This window comes from Nafulsella turpanensis ZLM-10, assembly GCF_000346615.1.
Lineage (GTDB): Bacteria > Bacteroidota > Bacteroidia > Cytophagales > Cyclobacteriaceae > Nafulsella > Nafulsella turpanensis.
Genome location: NZ_ANNU01000041.1, coordinates 42,477 through 60,533 on the forward strand (window position 1 = coordinate 42,477; position 18,057 = coordinate 60,533).

15 protein-coding genes are annotated in these 18,057 nt (G+C 36.9%); 7 read left to right on the top strand and 8 right to left on the bottom strand.

The features are described from left to right. Positions 1-298: 298 nt before the first annotated feature. Entirely contained in the window at positions 299-2,869 is a 2,571-nt protein-coding gene (locus F752_RS0115965; RefSeq protein WP_017732750.1) for a TIR domain-containing protein, read from the top strand. 244 nt (positions 2,870-3,113) lie between these two features. Here the strand turns inward: F752_RS0115965 and F752_RS0115970 are convergent, their stop codons facing one another. Continuing rightward, positions 3,114-3,752: a recombinase family protein gene (locus F752_RS0115970; protein ID WP_152425167.1), complete on the bottom strand. Its 639-nt coding sequence runs from the start codon at positions 3,750-3,752 to the stop codon at positions 3,114-3,116. A 424-nt stretch (positions 3,753-4,176) separates the two neighbouring features. Here F752_RS0115970 and F752_RS0115975 point away from each other — a divergent pair, with 424 nt between their 5' ends. The 5 genes from F752_RS0115975 to F752_RS0115995 all read left to right on the top strand — a co-directional run bounded on the left by F752_RS0115975 (position 4,177) and on the right by F752_RS0115995 (position 9,499). Next, complete coding sequence (locus F752_RS0115975; RefSeq protein ID WP_017732752.1) at positions 4,177-4,974, top strand: tetratricopeptide repeat protein; 798 nt, start codon at positions 4,177-4,179, stop codon at positions 4,972-4,974. 62 nt (positions 4,975-5,036) lie between these two features. Beyond that, entirely contained in the window at positions 5,037-5,375 is a 339-nt protein-coding gene (locus F752_RS0115980) for a hypothetical protein (RefSeq protein WP_017732753.1), read from the top strand. Positions 5,376-5,692: 317 nt separating this feature from the next. After that, a complete protein-coding gene (locus tag F752_RS0115985) occupies positions 5,693-7,099 on the top strand; it encodes a tetratricopeptide repeat protein (RefSeq protein ID WP_017732754.1) in 1,407 nt (468 codons plus the stop codon). A gap of 743 nt (positions 7,100-7,842) precedes the next feature. Further along, positions 7,843-8,871, top strand: coding sequence for a hypothetical protein (locus tag F752_RS0115990; RefSeq protein WP_017732755.1), 1,029 nt, complete (start codon positions 7,843-7,845; stop codon positions 8,869-8,871). Continuing rightward, positions 8,852-9,499 carry a hypothetical protein gene (locus F752_RS0115995; RefSeq protein ID WP_017732756.1) on the top strand — a complete coding sequence of 216 codons (648 nt, stop codon included), beginning with the start codon at positions 8,852-8,854 and terminating at the stop codon, positions 9,497-9,499. Before F752_RS0115990 ends, F752_RS0115995 begins: the two co-directional genes overlap by 20 nt. Positions 9,500-9,722: 223 nt before the next feature. On the opposite strand, the gene F752_RS0116000 is transcribed toward F752_RS0115995, so the two are convergent. The 7 genes from F752_RS0116000 to F752_RS0116035 all read right to left on the bottom strand — a co-directional run bounded on the left by F752_RS0116000 (position 9,723) and on the right by F752_RS0116035 (position 16,470). Then, positions 9,723-9,914, bottom strand: coding sequence for a hypothetical protein (locus F752_RS0116000; RefSeq protein WP_017732757.1), 192 nt, complete (start codon positions 9,912-9,914; stop codon positions 9,723-9,725). Between the two features lie 12 nt (positions 9,915-9,926). Next, on the bottom strand, positions 9,927-11,360 hold the full coding sequence (locus F752_RS0116005) for a hypothetical protein (protein WP_017732758.1): 1,434 nt from the start codon (positions 11,358-11,360) through the stop codon (positions 9,927-9,929). A gap of 674 nt (positions 11,361-12,034) precedes the next feature. Beyond that, entirely contained in the window at positions 12,035-12,349 is a 315-nt protein-coding gene (locus tag F752_RS0116010; RefSeq protein ID WP_017732759.1) for a hypothetical protein, read from the bottom strand. A 364-nt stretch (positions 12,350-12,713) separates the two neighbouring features. Further along, entirely contained in the window at positions 12,714-13,136 is a 423-nt protein-coding gene (locus F752_RS0116015) for a PH domain-containing protein (protein WP_017732760.1), read from the bottom strand. A 406-nt stretch (positions 13,137-13,542) separates the two neighbouring features. Continuing rightward, entirely contained in the window at positions 13,543-14,322 is a 780-nt protein-coding gene (locus F752_RS0116020) for a hypothetical protein (RefSeq protein WP_017732761.1), read from the bottom strand. A 3-nt stretch (positions 14,323-14,325) separates the two neighbouring features. Continuing rightward, complete coding sequence (locus tag F752_RS0116025; protein ID WP_017732762.1) at positions 14,326-15,714, bottom strand: phage integrase SAM-like domain-containing protein; 1,389 nt, start codon at positions 15,712-15,714, stop codon at positions 14,326-14,328. A gap of 387 nt (positions 15,715-16,101) precedes the next feature. Next, the gene (locus F752_RS0116035; RefSeq protein WP_026135787.1) at positions 16,102-16,470 is read right to left on the bottom strand and encodes a hypothetical protein; all 369 of its coding nucleotides are present in this window, start codon (positions 16,468-16,470) and stop codon (positions 16,102-16,104) included. A 73-nt stretch (positions 16,471-16,543) separates the two neighbouring features. Here F752_RS0116035 and F752_RS0116040 point away from each other — a divergent pair, with 73 nt between their 5' ends. Next, positions 16,544-18,013, top strand: a complete 1,470-nt coding sequence (locus F752_RS0116040) for a tyrosine-type recombinase/integrase (protein ID WP_017732765.1) — start codon at positions 16,544-16,546, stop codon at positions 18,011-18,013. Positions 18,014-18,057 lie beyond the last annotated feature (44 nt).

The following is an 18,057-nucleotide window of genomic DNA, read 5'->3' on the forward strand; positions in this document are numbered from 1 at the left end:
AATTAAAGTTTGGCAATTCTATTAGAAATTCTTCACCCACACCTGCTCCACTTTGCCCTCAGCTTTTCTTGTAATGTATATTCAGTTTAATAAACCCACCTTAGAAAGAATTGGGAGCAAATAATCATGTCAACAATAAATCACCTTCGCATTCCAAAATACCAATATTTCATTGGAAAAGAAGAACAAAAAAGCTATGTTTCAAAACAAATCCCACACACAATTGGGCTTTCATTTCTTAAAATATGACTTATTTCTGAATACTGAAATCTTCAGGAGTAAATGACACTTCAAGACCATGTTAAAGTTATTTATTAGTTATTCACATAAAGACGAACAGCTCGTTTCAAAATTTCACAATCATTTGGCTCCCTTAAAAAGTAATGGGACAATTGAAGCATGGTATGACCGAAAATTAAATGCAGGAGCCTCCTTCCAAGAAGAGATTGATAATAATTTAGAAAATGCAGACATTATCTGTTTAATGATATCAGATAACTTTTTAGCCTCTAATGCCTGTATTTTGGAGAAAGATGAAGCGCTAAAACTCCGAATGACTAAAGGCACCCGGGTCGTCCCAATTATTTTAAGCTCATGCGCTTGGATAGAATTAGCGGAATTGAGTGATTTATTAGCAACCCCGACAGATGGGAAGCCTGTAACAAAATTTGAAGATCAAAACGATGGGTGGCTCGATGTGGTTACATGGCTAAAAAAACTATGTCAAAGAGTTCGAAGAATTCGTGATTTAAAACTGACCGAGGACTTTAATGGGTTTTTAAAAAGTGCCGATATACTATCCAAATCACATTCAAATAAAGAAATTCTTGAACTAAATGACATCTTTGTTTTTCCAAAACTTGATAAAACTAATGATGAGGGTGACAGTGAAAAGTATGACTCTGAACTTCTCAAGCATGATATATTAGAATTTGGTAAAATTCTAATTGCGGGAGAAAATCAATCTGGCAGAACTACTTTGTGCAAAGTGCTATTTGGGCTTTATAGGTCCCTTGATTATGTCCCTGTTTATTTGGATGATGAGAATAAGTATTTAGGAAATCCAATTACGAAGCTTGAAAAAGCGTTTGAAAAACAATACTCTGGTGCTTCTTACAATGAAATTGAGTCGGATCGTTTAGTTCCAATTGTAGATAATTTTCATTTTGCAAAATCTCAGGAAAAGTATGTTGAACAATACAAAGCTTTTAAAAATCAGGTACTGATAGTTGATGATATTTTTTCACTTAGCATAAAAAATGAAACCCATTTAAGAGAATATAGCCAATTCTTAATACGCGAATTTTCTCCAGTAGAGAGAGATGAAGTTATCCGTAAGTGGATTCAAGTAAAAGAGGCAACTAATATTCTTATAAATCCAAATCACCTTTTCCAAAGCTTGGACGAAAAGACCGAATTAATTGAAAATTCTCTTGGTGTGCTATTTGGGAAAGGCATAATGCCATCCTATCCTTTCTTCATCCTTTCTCTTTTAGCCGCTCAGGAGACTAATAAACCGCTGGACCAAGATATAACATCCCAAGGGCACTGTTATCAGGCACTCATTTACCTGTATCTTCGAAAAGAAGGAGTGAGAACTAGTGAATACGATATTTACCTAAACTTTCTTACGGAGTTAGCATACAGGATGCATACGAAAGATTCTGATCAATTGACAAATGATGAATTTCAAGAATTCATACTGTATTATAATAGTAACTTTAATCTCCCAATCCCTCTCGATAAACTTTTATCAACACTTAGTTCTGTAAATATCTGTAAGTACGATTCCTTAAATCACTACAGCTTCTGCTACATCTACATCTATTATTTTTTTGTAGCTAAATATTATGCAGAAAATATCAATACAAATCAGCAGAGCATTAGTAGGATGCTTGGTAACCTCCATAAAGATGAGAATGCTTACATAACTATTTTTATGGCTCATCATTCAAAGTCAAACTATTTGTTAGATGAATTAATTCTGAATGCTGAGATTTTATTTTCTAGTTATGGTCCTGCATCACTAAATTCTACTGAACTTTCTTTCTTCGACAAACACGAAGAAAAAATTATTAAGGCTGTACTACCTACCTATAAAGATTCGCCTGATGAAGTAAGAAAAGTTATATTAAAGGAAAGGGCTGAGGAAGAGGACATAAGAAAAACTGCACCAGTAGAAGCCCAATCACCTGAAGGTAGTGCAGAATCAAACGAAATTGCCACTGAAATTAGACGGAGTATCAAGACAGTGGAAGTTATGGGCATTGTAATAAAAAACAGGGCCGGTTCTCTTGACTTAAAAACGCTAGAATATATTTTTGAACAGGGCCTAAAAGTTCATTTACGGATACTATCTTCCTTCTTTGAAATCATTCGAGAAGAGGAGTTTGAAGATGAATTTGTTAAATTTATAACCGAACGGCTTAATCATATTATTAAAGATTTAGAAAAAGAGCAAGGGAAGGAAATTAGCCTTGATAAAATTGAGAAGATAGCACGGAATATCTTTTGGAACTTGAACTTTGGAGTAGTATACGGCTTCATTACTAAAGCAATACATTCACTAGGATCAAGCAATTTAATGAGAGTATCAGAGTCTGTATCAAAAAAAGAAAATACACCATCTTCTTTTATTGTACATCATGGGATAAGCATGTGGTATGGCAAGTCCTTAAAAATAAATGAAATTTCCGAAAGATTGAATAATGATGGTTTTTCGACAACTGCCTCTCGGTTGATGAGATATAAAGTTGTGGAACATACTCGTTTGCATAAAATAAACCCAAAAGACCTGCGGCGAATTGAAGAGGAGCTAGGATTTCAGAAGAATAGATTATTTATTGAGAACTCAAAAAATAAGAAATAATACAAATCACTTTATTACGGAGCTTAACAACTATTTTGAAATGATAACGAAAACTACCTAGTATTCCGATAATGTCCATACGTTAATAAGTATAGTAATTATAGGTAAAAATCAGACTCTCCGTTTTCGGATAGCCAAAAGAGTATCACTTTAAATAAAACCTCCTCCTAAACCTTAGTTAATGTTAATTGATTAGAAGAATAGCGAGGACCACAGCATTCGTTCCTGAAATGGGACTTACTATTTAGCCGTTCACTGCTTTTTTAACTCTTTTTACAGTAGACAACCCTTTTTTTACTATTTCTGCAATTTTGGTGTCAGGAAGTGCCGAATGATTTAAGAGGTTCACAATGTCAGGATGCTTTTCTATAAGCTGGCCCTTTGAATAAGATGACCCTTTAATCCTTCCTCGGTATTTGTTCTTCTTTTTTGCTTCGGCGATCCCCTCCAGCCTTCTACTTTGCTGGTAAGTTAATTCCATCTCGGCACCTAAACTAAGCATCATGAGCATCGATTTTTGCAAGATATCAATCTGCCCTTTTTTATCTGGGGAGAAGGATAGTAGGCTTGGGTGTTGAATATGAACTGTCATACCATGTTCTTCTACCAGTGTTTCTACGGTAGAAATGGTATGAGAAACTCTTCGGGATATACGAGAGATTTCTGACACAAAAAGAGTCTTGATATTTTGGGTTTGACAAAACTTGAGCATCTGTTGAAAGCCACTTCTTTCCAAAGTGTGAGTCTTACCAGTAACAGCATCACTAAAAAACTTTTCGATTTCATAGCCCTTGGTGAAGGCAAACTCTTCAACATTTATTTGCTGGCGATCTACATTTTGGGTTGTGGTGGAAACTCTACCATAAGAAACAGCTGTTTGCATATTCAATTTAGGGTTAGGGTCGTGAATATTATCTAACGGTCTGGATACAGGATCTAAGATAAGAAATAATATTCTAAATAGGGTATAATCTAAATTGAATATTGGATCCAATGCTGCAAAATGCTTTCGGAAAGAAACCAACCAAATACCACAATTGATTTACATAGAATTTTTAACTGGCTTTCTTTACAAAGGACACTGGAAAAAATATCGAGATGATAAATCCTACGGTACAGTAAAGAAACTTCTCGTTTTATTGCAATAAGCCATCATGCTTTTGTAGTAAACTTCATGGATTAATATAGATCAGTTCTTATATTGCAGAAGCGAACGGACAGCATACGTTAGGCTATTATTCCTTTTCTTTTTTCGTTCAAACAAATTTCTTCTGGAAAGAAAAAATCCAGTGAGACTGATAAATCATATGAAAATTATTTTGTGGACAGCCTTGATGATGTTTATCTTCAGTGCATCATTTGCTCAGGATTTAAATTCTCTTTTGGGGAAAGCAAAACAGGGAGATGCTAATGCACAGTTTGAATTGGGAATTAAATATGCAAATGGTAACGGTGTTTACAAGGATTTCACGCAAGCTTATCATTGGATAGAAAAAAGTGCATTGCAGGGAAAGCGAGAGGCCCAGTGCACCCTTGGGAATATGTATTACAATGGAGATGGGATTATCAAAAGCTATAAAAAAGCTTTTTACTGGTTTCAAAAAAGTGCTGAACAAGGGGATGCCATGGCACAGTATAATCTTGGATTATTGTATATAAAAGGACAGGGTATATCTAAAAGTGATGAAAAGGCGGCTTATTGGTATGAGCTGAGTGCTGAACAAGGGGATGCCATGGCACAATATTATCTTGGGATAATGTATTCTGAAGGTCAAGGAAAGCCTATTGATTTTAAAAAAGCGGCTTATTGGTATAAGCGGAGTGCTGAACAAGGTAATGCGGATGGACAGTACAGTATAGGTGTAATGTGCTATAATGGGTATGGAGTGTTGAGAGACCTTAAAAAAGCGGCTTATTGGTATGGCAAAAGTGCGGAACAGGGAAATGCTAAGGCACAGTATAATCTTGGGGTAATGTACTTGTATGGGCAAGGCATTCTAAAAGATTTAAAAAGAGCTGCTGAGTTAATGGAAAAAGCCTACGAAGGGGGTGTAGAATTAGCAAAGACCCAGTGGGATGAAAATGAATTGTGGAGATATAAGTAAAGGAAACAATTTTTTCACCACAACGATTTCTTTTACTTAAGAAGCTTTAGATTGTTAAGTTAATGATACACACAGACCATATTGATCCTTCATTAAGATATGAAGCTCTTGCAAGATCTGCTTTTAATAACTGCAGTAAAGGTGGCGATCCTTTTGGTTACGCATTACAGGAAGAGTATGATAATTTTTTCGTAGAAGCCCCCAATTTAAGAGGCAAAAGAGCTTTATCGACTGTTCTAATTAAGCTAATAATTGATAACAGTGGAACTGATTTTGCAGAAAGATTAATAGGACTTGAAGAATCTGTTTGGAACTCTGAAACGCAAGATGATATTATCCATATCATCGATAAGGGCATAGAAGTGTTGAAAATGATAAAGGAAGATTCATCAAAGCATTAGGTTGAAATAATTGAGCCAAGACTTTATCTTAAAAGTCAGAAATTTTTGGCAGGAGCATCAAGTAAAAAATTCTCGTGAGCCAGCTTTGTCTGGCTCATTTTTTTGCCAATATTCTTCGTTCTTACGTGACTGGATTGGTATGGAATAAAAGGTTACAGAATTTGAATTACCTTATTCAATATCGCCTTGTAGTGGAAGTTAACTCTCTATCCAAGACAAAGTATTATTTGAATTACCACAGGTTATAATTATATTTCAAGTTGAATGGTGCAAACATCCCTTAATATCTACTCTCTTCACCTTTATCAACTTTAATCATGAGCCTTTTCATTAAAAGATTGAACTGCGATGTGCAGTTGAGAAAAAACATTCGAAATAGTGTGCAGCTACTTTTAATTGCATCCTTTATTATTAACACTTCATGTAATCATGATCAAGAATACAAAACTCTTCTTGCAAGTGCGGAGAAGGGAAGTGATTCAGCACAATACCATCTTGGACGGATGCTTTACTTTGGAGAAGATGTACCGCAAGACCTTGTAAAAGCAGTATACTGGCTGAAAAAGAGTGCTGAACAAGGGAATCCAGAAGGACAAAATGGTCTCGGTATATTATATAAATTAGGAGAAGGTATTCCGCAAAACTTTAAAGAAGCTGCATATTGGTTTGGAAAAAGTGCTGAACAAGGATGTCCTCAAGGACAGATTAACCTTGCCAATTTATATGTAGAAGGTAATGGAGTTTCTCAGGATTATAAAAAGGCAATTGAGTTGCTTGACAAAAATGCCAAGAAGGGGGAATCCGCAGCCCAATATTATCTTGGGCTTCTGTATAAAGAGGGAAAGGGAGTTGACAAAGATATAAAGGCAGCTTTCCTCCTTTTTGAAAAAAGTGCTGAACAAGGTCATGCTTCAGCACAATATGAGCTTGGGCTGATACATGAGGAGATAATGACAATGTTTGAGGCAGAAGAATTGTACAGTCTGGAAAAAGCTGCATATTGGTTTGAAAAAAGTGCTGAACAAGAAAATGCCGATGCACAATATGAACTTGCCAATTTGTATGAACATGGGCTTGGAGTGCAAAAAGATACTAAAAAGGCAATGTACTGGTATAAGAATTGTGCAGAACAAGGAAATGCTGCTGCACAATTTAAAATAGGTTGGATCTATGGAAATGGAGAAGGCGTTTCAAAGGATAGTGAGAAAGCATTTTTTTGGTACAAGAAGAGTGCAGAACAAGGGTATGCTGCTGCACAAAATAATCTTGGAGTATATCATTACAATGGTGAGGTGATACCGCAAGATTACAAAAAGGCAGCATATTGGTTTGGAAGGAGTGCAGAACAAGGAAATGTCTATGCTCAAAATAGTCTTGGTGGAATGTATAAAGAAGGGAAAGGAATTCTTAAGGATCCAATTAAAGCTATTTATTGGTATGAGAGGAGTGCTGAACAGGGGAATATTAATGCCCAGTATGAGCTTGGAGGGATCTATCACTTTGGAAGAGATGTTCCAGAGGATTTGGAAAAAGCCATCTACTGGTATAAGAAGAGTGCTGAGCAGGGAAATTCTGATGCACAATATTGGCTTGGACGGATTTACTTACGAAATAGGTCAAAAGACCTGCAGAAAGCAGCTTATTGGATAAAAAAATCATTCGATTCGGGTAATACATCTGCAAAGAAAGAATGGGAAAAATATGAATTGTGGAAATACAAATAAGAGGAGAATGGCAACTAAATATTGACAGGAGAATCAAATTAAGATTTCTCGTGAGCCAGCATCATCTGGCTCTTTTTTTGTATCAGTCCTTCGATCAGGTCAATGGTCTGGTTGCGTAAAAAGCTTAAAATGATTCTGATTGAGCCTTTAAATGACTGGGAAAATCGCAATCTCTGAATTTTATCATATTTTTACTATCTACTTCCTCTAAATTTCAAAAGATGAGTTTCTTAGTCATAACTCAGTCATTGGTGAAAATATCAGAACATTATGATTCTGTTTTACAGAAAGTTAAGTATGCAATACAAACATCATGTGGAGAATAGTATAGCAATAGTAGGCAAGGCAGATAAGCCAATTAAATTTGCCCATCCTTTTTTTGCAAGTATTTCTCACTGATTAAAAGTTTAAATACCTATAAAGTTTCTCTTCTGAAACAGACGATTGCTACCACAAATTATCAGCTTGATTTTTTTATTGGCCTCGGTGAAAAACACCCATGGGTAACATGAGAAAAAAGTAAGTAAACTAATTGGTCGTTTTTCTTACCCTTCCACATTTTTACTGCCCTTATATAAAGAGAAAATTAAAATTAATGGAGACGCTCATGTCTTTATGCTTTGGAAAAATTGAACCAAAGCCATAATTTCAAAAAAAAATTAAAGTTCCAACTTATTCTTTCCAACATTATCCTCCCTTCAAAAAAGCCACAACTCTTCTAAGGAGGTATAAAAATAACAAGCATGAAAGCCCATAATCCTAAATTAGACATTTATAAAATCTATCTAAGACCCACAGATTCAGACAATAACAAAACTTTTAAGAACCTCTTAATATCAAAGCTATATGGATCTATTGATGAATCAAATTGGCCGGATAATTCAGCTATTTTTCAAGATCTGCTGGAGGCATTTATCAATGAAATTGATGCAGATGATTTTATTTTGGACGAAAGGGCCTCAAAAGCTTTCACAGCTTATGATACAGACCAAGGAGCGGAATTGTCCCCAATAAAAATCCATTCTAACCAGTTTATATTAGAAGGAATAGTTGAAGGCGGTAGATATAACCAGAGGAGAGGGAAGTCAGCAATTGGTGCAAAAGATGATAAAGAATATTTAGACAATCAAAGTGTTATTCTAGATCACTATTATTTTTTTCTCTACTTACCTTTTGATCATAACATCGGAATTTTTATGGTTCAAAGCTATACACAAGATCATATCAGGGATAGCTTTCAGAAGTTCTTAAGAGATTTTTTAGCAACCGAAGGGTTCTACAAAATTAAATTTGATTCCTATTGCCCTGAACAAATAATAGAACAATATAAAAGTGGTAGTGTAGTCAAAAAGTTTTCTTTTACCTCTGATGTTCTATTGAATGAGCTTTCTAATTCTCCGGCAGATCAAATTACCGAGGAATTTACAATAAAAATAGAGGCTAAATCAGCAACTGGCCACAATTTTACTTTAGATTATGTGGGCAGAATTCTAAACTTACTCCGTGGAGCTGAATTTAATACTGGAAGTAATACAAAATCACTTGAGGAGTTTAATACAAGGGTTTTTCTTGAAAATACTGATACCGAAAAAGGTGCCTTTTATGATATCAGCAGAGGTTTGGATATAAAACCTACTATTTATTTAGAAAACAGAATCCAACTTGATCAAAATGGAATTCCTGATTTTCAGGAGCTAAAACAGTTTTGCTTTAATTTACTTAATCAAATATTAATTGAAATAAGGCCAGAAGATGGAATTATTGAGCGTTAAAAACCATGTAATTGAACTGATAAAGGCAGGTCATTATTGGCAAACCATTGATATAAATGGGAAAGAAAAAAAATTCAAATTCTTTTTTTCTTCTGTACAATTAATTTTAGTAGCGGTTTCTATAATATTGGTCCTAATTCTGGGGAATTATGGGCTTGATTCTAACTCTGTTGGATATATTATGGGAATCTACGCCATTTTCATTGGTGTCTTTTTAACCCTAGCCTTGACAGTTTTCGGGAAATTCGGATCAACAGATTTCGAATCCCCCCTAAATTCATTGAAGGAAAAAGCTGCACTTATTCAAAAAAAAAACTTTTTTAAACAATTCACTTCACTTATTCTATATGCAATTCTTATTTCACTCCTTAATATTTTCCTGCTCCTAATAGGGGCTGTTTTTGGCTTTATTGACTTAGATGTTTCTAAATATTCTTTCATCACCAATTTGGAAGATATAAATAAAGAAACATTCTTCAATGGAGTAATCTTTTCACTAGTCTCCATTTACAGAATTACGACTTTTTACTTTATGTTTGACTTTTTTCTTTTAACCTTATATTCCATTACCAGCATTCACAGCTACTTTAACATTGAATATGACAAAATAAAAATAAACAGAAAGTGAGTTTTATTTTGTCAAAATATACTGGAAGATTATGTAGCTTGATAAGCACTAATTAAGTCGGTACAAAGGCCGAAGGTTATACATAATACCCAATTGCACTCTCAGTTGCAGCATCTGCATGGTAGGTCATGTAGCACTTACAACACCATCTCCAGAAATTCGCCCGGATTAAGTTTCCAGAATGAGAGACTGTATATTAAAGGCCAAAATTTGAATGCTGGAATTAAACTCTTTCAGGCCCCTCCATAAAATCCTCCATGGTAATCGCATCAAAATCAACTAAAATTTCTGCAACCTCCATTTTTAATATAACACCTCCTCCGGCGTTGTAACTTAATAAATAGAATACTTCCTCTATCATGTTTATGGTGGTTATCTGCACCCCATTTTTGTTGATTACTTGATTGGCTATCATATGGATTCCTTTTTATTCTGAGATGGTTGGTTTTATCTTATATTGACTCCAGAATCTGCTGAGGATAATCCGGTCGACGATCTTCTTATTTTCTGCAGATGCCTGAATGTAAAGTGCATCGTGCAAGGTCAGAACTTTTATCCCATGCTCCAACACTTCATCAGCCGCCCCAATAAACAAACGGCTTTCCAAGGTTTGCAATGCCACGGCACATCTTGCATGATCATCACCCTTTAGCTCCACGATAAAGGCCCACACCGATGGGAATGATTTTATAAAAGCCTTAGTAACTTTGGGGTAATTACGGGTAGGTGTACTACTAAATAATACCTTCTCGTAAAATATGATTTTAACTTCCTTGCGGGTTTCTGTTAAGTTATTCTGTTGCTTAATAAAGTTATAAATGTCTGGTTTGCCCTTCATACCACCATCCAGACATAGTTGGATAAACTCCTGTACATCATCTGGCATCACCTCGTCCAAATACCTTTCAACTAATAAACATGACAGGAACACTAGTTGTGAAGACACTAAGTCCCGGCCTATAATGGGTTGCCCGTCCAGCCTTATGTAGTCACGTAATTCCGACCTGAGGTTGGTAAGGTTAGTATGTATTCTACCAGATGTTGAGTCAAGACGGAATGTAAACTCCCCGTAGTGGATACGCATTATAGAAATCATGTCAAAGTGGTATTGATACATGACCTTTTGCAGGTGTTCTAGCAAAATTCCTTTATGCGATATAACAACATTCTCACCACAAACACTCCGTACTTCCTTGAGTAGCCGCTTTACTTCAAATTCATATTCTGGAGTGGTATATTCCTTCTTTGGTCTAAATTTGTTCTTTTTCACATATTGATGTTTCTTTATTTCTATAACCTCCGGATGATTTAAGGCAAATATCAGATCATTATATATGTGCTGCTGGGCAGCCTTGAAATCAATTGTGATACTTCTGAATATATCTTCTAACTTTTCTAATACCTGCTGAGGATGATGATTTTGCTCACTTGCCTTTAGTTTTCGGTAATCCAATTGCTTTTTAGCCAATTTAGGATCACACTCAATAGTGGCAAACTTATAACCGGCATATTTAGGATTAATGCGATATGCATTGGTACGCTCTCCAACCTTATAATTCTTGGGAGATTTCTCAATAATATTATATTTCTGAAGCCCCTTCAGGATAAGGTTGTATGTCTTCCACGTATACATTGTATCCATAAAAGAAGCAGATACATGGACGTATTCAGATCGGTCTTCATACCTTCTATCAATAATTGGCTTAAGATATAGGTAAGACAGAAAATGCTTTATTTTATTGAGATGAATAGATTTAAGCAAATTCTTAAATCTGGCATCCGAACCCAAAAGGTTAACAATATCTTCTATTACCTGAGGTTGATAATAAAGGATTATAGTCTGATTCTCGATTATTGCCATAGTTCTGGTTAAAGTTCTTTAAAATGGGATCAAGGGAAGAACTATAAAGACCCCTGATCCCAATACCGGGTAATTACTCCGATATTTTTAAATGGAAAGATGTGATATATAGATTCCACAAGAATTATCACACATTTATAAATAGTTAGTAGTTAATTATAAAATAAATTTAAGCTTAACACAACATTAATAATAGCATTAGAATTCCTGTATTAATTTAAAATTTGAGAAGATAATGCATTTACCTACAGTACTTATATGGAGATTATAAACTCTAGTGTCCGCATGCCATCCCTTATCAGGAATGACATACTTACTATAAATATTCATTATTAATTAGCTTCAGATAGTATTTAGTGTAAGCTAAAGTATCTGTTTATGAACAGAGCAAATTACTCCCTATTGTTCCTACTTTTTAGAACGTATCTGCAGTAACTTCCTTCAGCAGTTGCAATTGAGGTTTCCACCTTGCGAATCTACAATAAGTCCTACCACTACTACCTACTACACCCACCAAAATTATCGTTTATATATGTCATTGAGCAGAACCATCATCAGGTACCGGTTAATACAATATCCGGGTAAATGAAAAACCTAGAAAGGCCATTGGGTCACGGATAAAAAAAACCTCTGAAACCTCAGAGGTTCTCTATCCTCATTAAAAAAACCATACTTTAAATGAGATTATCCTTTGGAAAGATTACTGTCACAGATACTTTTTCTAACAGCTTATCAAACACATGATGAGGTTGATATTGGATTTGCTGATTCAATTCCTCTGCTTCCTCGGTAGAAATCCTGCAACTGTAAAGTTTGTATCCCTCACTGCCTTCCCTGAAGTATTTGTGTATGAGTGATTCTACATCTGTTCTTTTTTGAACCAAAGTCAATTCTTTTTTGAAATCATTCATCTCTGGGGAAGGATTGTAGACAAAAACATGCATCACCTTTAATCCTATTCTTTGCTCGGAGGAGTTAATCTTGGTCATTTTTAAAATTATTTAAAATTAATAATTATTTAAAAATGTGGGCCGGCCCCTCATTTGTACGGTAGTATACGTTCACCCTATAAGTTTTGTAACAACTTCTTAATAGAAATTGAGAAAAACATCCTTCCCTTAACATAACTAGGAAATGATTGTAGGAGCCATATCCACAGATCAATTGGATGGACAATGTTTTTAAAAACGGAAAGGTTATAATTTGAGGGTGAAATATTACGGTAACAACCAAGAGAAATATTCACGACTTCTGGAAGAGATAATCAATTGCAGAAAAAATGTATAGACTTCTAATTATGAGGTATGAAAACTTACTGAAGAAGATTCAATTTTCCTCCTATACACACAAAAGCTACTCGATATCTATTTCCCGCACCCTCTTTTTATCTCTTCGAGCCTCAATTGCAATCCTAAGCTTTTCTCGCAGCTTCCCACCATTGGGAATTCCTTTTATTGCCACAACTCTATGGGTACGGTCTGTAGTTACCAGTATGATATTAGAAAGACCTAAAAAACGAAAAAGAAAAGGTTGCTCCAGCTTTATATCTTTAACCCGATAAAGCTCCAATTCATCGGTAGTTCTGGATAATATACCTCTTTTTTCAATTATCCTTTGGTTTGTAACATCATAAGTATGATTGAAGGTATCTAGATACCCCCATAAGGCCAGAACTAACCCTAATCCAAATAATGGCATCAATAGAACTGCCCCACAGAATATTCCGAAATTGACCCACTGTGAAGACTTGCCGTACCAGATTAATTCCTCCTCCATAAAAATATAAATTAACTAGGTCTTCCAACTGAAAGTTAAGATTACAGGAACGGGATTACTGAAATTATTTTCTTTCGTTACCGCAGTAATTAATCCTCTTAAAAACTCGTAATTAACTTTTATAATGCTAAAACTTTGAATTCCAGTAAATGTTCGATTGACACAAAAAATGGTAACCTCACAAATGGAAATACCCATCCCATCCAGTCGAAGAGCTTCTAGTGGCAAAAATATTTATTTAACCGAATCCAGCTATCAGGAAATAAGTCCAAGAAATTTAAACAGGATTTAGAATCTATTTTTTTCATCTCAAAACAATTTACATTAAACTACTTCCTTTTATTTCTATTGCATAGATTGTATACCACTATCTTCCCTTTCTTTACTTTACCTTTTAAATAGTAGTTTATTTATTCTTGTTCTTCCAAAATTCGTGCAGTTTTAAATAATCAGATTCAGTGATAGTAGGTTTGTTTTTACTACCATAGATCTGGATCCCCAGCTGATCAAAATACTGTTTAAATGTTTCATTCTTTTTAATGTTCAGCTCATTCCTTATCTGGTCGAAGCCAATATAAACTTCAGATTTAATGACCGCTTCTTCCTTCTTCTTCTGAGCATCTTTCAGCACTTTTAAGAATCGGTCAGCTACACCAATACAACCTTTTTCAGGAATATGAAAGGCTGGTTGATAATAAGTATTAACTTCATACCCCTTCAGGATCTGGATTCCTTTGATAAGGCTATCAATAAGCACAGCTGAAAGGTTGTTATAATCTCTTACGCCACCCTCTGAAAGCCTTTCTTCCCTCACATAACCCTTGTACCCATCCTGCTTAATAAAACGGCTGTAACCGTCTAATTCCTGAAATAACTGACTGATCCTTATCAGCAACGCTTGCACAGAATAAAGGTTGATAGGATCAGCTAAATTGTACTCCACTGCTTCACAAAGCACTACATAATCAATATAGCGTTCAACCCTGTCAATCAGCATATCATAATCAACCTTCACTGGTCCAATTTTATTAAACACATCAAAGGAACCGATTTCTAAAAAGGTCCGGGCAATAATCCGGACCAGTTGTTCTTCACTTGGCTTACTATTACCATACAGGATTGTCACATTATCAGCCAGTTTATAATGTGGGTAAATCTCCGCAATCCTTTGTTCTATACTATTCATCTTTTAACCTAAAATGGAAGCCCAAGCGTTTGAAATATTCTTGTTTCTGAATCTATCAGCTACTTTAATATATTTATCAAGTTCACTATCAGTGCTGTGACCTGATACTTTTTTAATTTCATCTTTAGTAAGTCCAGCGATAGCAAGTGAAGTTATACCAGTTCTGCGCATCAAATGACTGGTGAACTTGTCCCGATCTACTTCTTCAATTGTGACAACTTCGCCTCTTTTCCTCCTCCGCTTGCTGAAGGGTTTTTCCCAGTTTTGGAGAACCAAGCCTTCCTTTTCTAACTCTGCCTTATTCTTAATGAAATACCGTTTCATAAACCGGCCAAACTCCTTTAAATCTTTATTAAAGGTAACATCGTGTATGATCGGGAAGCCTTCTTCAGTGTTATTATATTTTTCAATAATAGCCGATCCTATAGGTGCAATTTCAACCCCTGCATTCCCATCTGTTTTATCCTGATCATAACCGAAGTAGTAAGTGGTACCCCTTTTTTCTACATAACCGGCCCCTTCCTTTAATTTAAAAAGGTCTGATACCCTCACACACGTAAGACACCCCAGCAGGAACAGATCACGGGTTCTTATACCGTTTTTAATTACATTAAATTTCTCTTCAGGAAGCCTTCCTATCACCTTTAGTTCATCCGGCCACAAAACAAGGCTGTCAACTTCCTTTTCCTCCCAGACCTTCCATTTCCTGTTGTATGGTACTGCTGATATTATACCTTTCTCCTTACACCAACCAAGCCAAGCCCTGATCTGTCTGACTGTTTTTCCCACTGTATTATCATAGTGATTCAGGTCATCGAAGCAATAATCTGTAAATCTGAAGTAAAATTCATCTGTTATATTATCCCAGCTGTTTAAATTAAAGCCTGTAAGCTTCTGAAATTCTAACAAGTTCTTCTGTGTTACCTTGTAATTCACAACTGTTCTATCACCTATTTTCTTACTGTTCTGGCCCCTTCTGGAGCCATCAGCAGTGGCATCAATAAAAGCCTGAAAGGATTGTAAAGGATTCAGCTGTTTTTTCTCCTTTACCACCACTGGTACCGGTTCAGGTTTAGGATTATATATTTCCTCAAACTTTGCATCCACCACACGCCAAGCCGGATCCTTTTTCCCTTCTTCCTCAAAATCCTTCAGCAACTTTTTAAAGCGGTTCAACATAAGGTCCAAAACCTCCTGTCTTTCCTTCCGGATGTTGGGGTGTAGGCCCGGATCTGAAATAACATTATTATTCAGATACCCCTTCCTGCAAAAAACACCAGTGGTCTTTCTGAGAAAGTCTTTCTCACCCTTAGCCCGGTAGGTGAGGATCACCCTTTGTTCACCATCATTATTTTTGTAACCTGATTTTAAAGTTAGTTTTGGAACAGCCATAATATTAATATTAGATTAGTTATTGAGCACATTGTAGTCCTAAGCCTCAAATATAGTACTACTTAAAAAAGCACCAAAAAAAATGTGCTCGAAAAATGTGCTCAAAAATACCTCATTTTTGCGCTTAAAAGGAAAGGTCAAAAATTCAAATCCCCTTAAAAACTGTATTTAAGCATTTTTAAGGCTCCATTAGCCTCCGGTAGGCTCCAATAAAAATAGTCCTGATGGGATCACTAAAACCCGCTTAATTCGATGGTTAAGCGGGTTTTTAAGTTTTGGTGTACAGTATTGTGTACAGTTTTTTGTCGTTAGTGTTGAGATAGAAATTATTTTTTGAAATAGAATGTCTCATAAAATGGCATTTCAATTTTCAGAAAAAATTGCCAACTACCTGTTCATGTAAGGCTGCCAAGTGACCAGGAGATACTTTTCCTTCTCTCCTTCTTTCAGGGACAGGAAGCCGTACTCATAACAGAACAGGTAGACCTGCCCTTTGCTGTTCTTCCAGTAGTTGGTAAAGAAGGAAGGGTCGAAGCCCTCTGCCAGCAATACTTCTTTTCTTAAGGTTGTCTTTCCTACTTTGTTGTAGCGCTTCAGAATGGCGCGGTTCTTTTTCAATTGCCGGTCTACTTTGTAGAAGTGAGCTTCATGTTCCTGTCGCTGCTCATACTGCTGGGCGGACTTACAGCTTAGTGAGCAATAGATTTTATCCTTACGACCTATTATCTCCTTCTGGCAAACCGGACACTTCTTCATGCTATCAGAATGTTAGTCGCATAATATACGAATAATCTTCTTTTCAGCCGGTGTGTACCACGTATTTTTGATTATGGACGCACAGCACCACCGGCAAATCACTCTTCACCACCTGCACATCGCAGGAGAGCAAAAGATAGGGCTACAGTTTACCCCTGATGACCTTATTCATGCTCGTATAAAGGAGCACCTGCCCTATGCCCGCTGGTCTAGAGCGCATGCGATGGTAACGCTGCCCAATTCTCCTGCTCAGCTAAAACAGCTCTTTGCCATTTGCAAGGGGGAAATATGGATAAACAGCCAGGAGTTCTTCCATAAGCCCGCTCCACCTCCTCCACAAGCCCCTCAGGAAGAAGAACGGGAGCAGAAAACACTTCCTCCCATCACCATTTATCCGGCAGGAGATGACAAGGTAGTCTTGCGGCATCGTTACCACCAGCCGCTTTATCGCCTGCTCAAAAAGGTGAACCACCTGGTTTACTCTAAGCCTGAGAGAGGCTGGTTAGCTGATACTGCTATCACTCCTTTTGCAAAGCTGCTACAGGAAATAAAGGCCATCACCATGGTGCGGCTGGATGCACGCCTGGAGCTAAGCTCAATGGAAGATATTCAGGAAGCTTTCCGCGGGAATGATTCTTCCCAGCCTCTCTGCCCTCCTCTTTACCTGGAAGTGCTCTTTGCCAAAGGCTACAGCCGCAATACCATCAGGTCTTACCATAGCCTTTTACTGCGGTTCATGCAGCACCTCCAGCTCAATGAGGCCAGCCTCAAGAGTATGACTGCTGAAAGAATTAACCGCTATCATGCCCAGTGGATGGCCAGTGGTGAAGCAATGGCCGCTACAGTAAACCAGTCTGTAAATGCTCTGCGGTTCTATTTTAAACATGTAGCCAGGGTTTCTATGCCTTTAGAGGAAGTCCTTCGGCCCCAGAAGCAAAAGCAACTACCAAAGGTGATGAGCAGAGAAGAGGTCGTCAGGCTAATTCGTGCTGCCGGCAATGCAAAGCACCGGGCAATGCTGGGGCTCATTTACTCTGCCGGACTCCGTTGCGGAGAGCTTATCAGCTTACAGGCAGGAGATGTGGAGCTGGAGCGACAGCAGATTCACATTAGAGCCGGCAAAGGTGGTAAAGACCGGGTGACGCTGCTTTCTCCCAGAGCAGTTGCACTACTACAGGTCTACCTGGAGAAGCATCAGCCGAAGAAATACCTTTTTGAGGGACAATATGGTGGCCCCTATACCTCTTCCAGTCTTCGGCAGGTAATGCGGCAGGCACTCCAAAAGGCAGGAAACCCTTTCCGCTATACCCTGCACTGCCTGAGGCACAGTTTTGCCACTCATCTACTAGAAGATGGAACAGACCTGCGGTATATCCAGACCCTGCTTGGCCATAACAGCAGCAAAACAACTGAAATCTACACCCATGTAAGCCAAACAAAACTAAAAAACATCCAAAGTCCGCTGGATCGCTTGGATTTTAGCAGTCCAGGTGCTATGTTGGAGGCTAATACAAAGCAAATAAAACAGCAGTTGAAGGGCTAACTGTTGATATAAACAAGTTGAACAAAACCTCCTTCGTCGGTAAT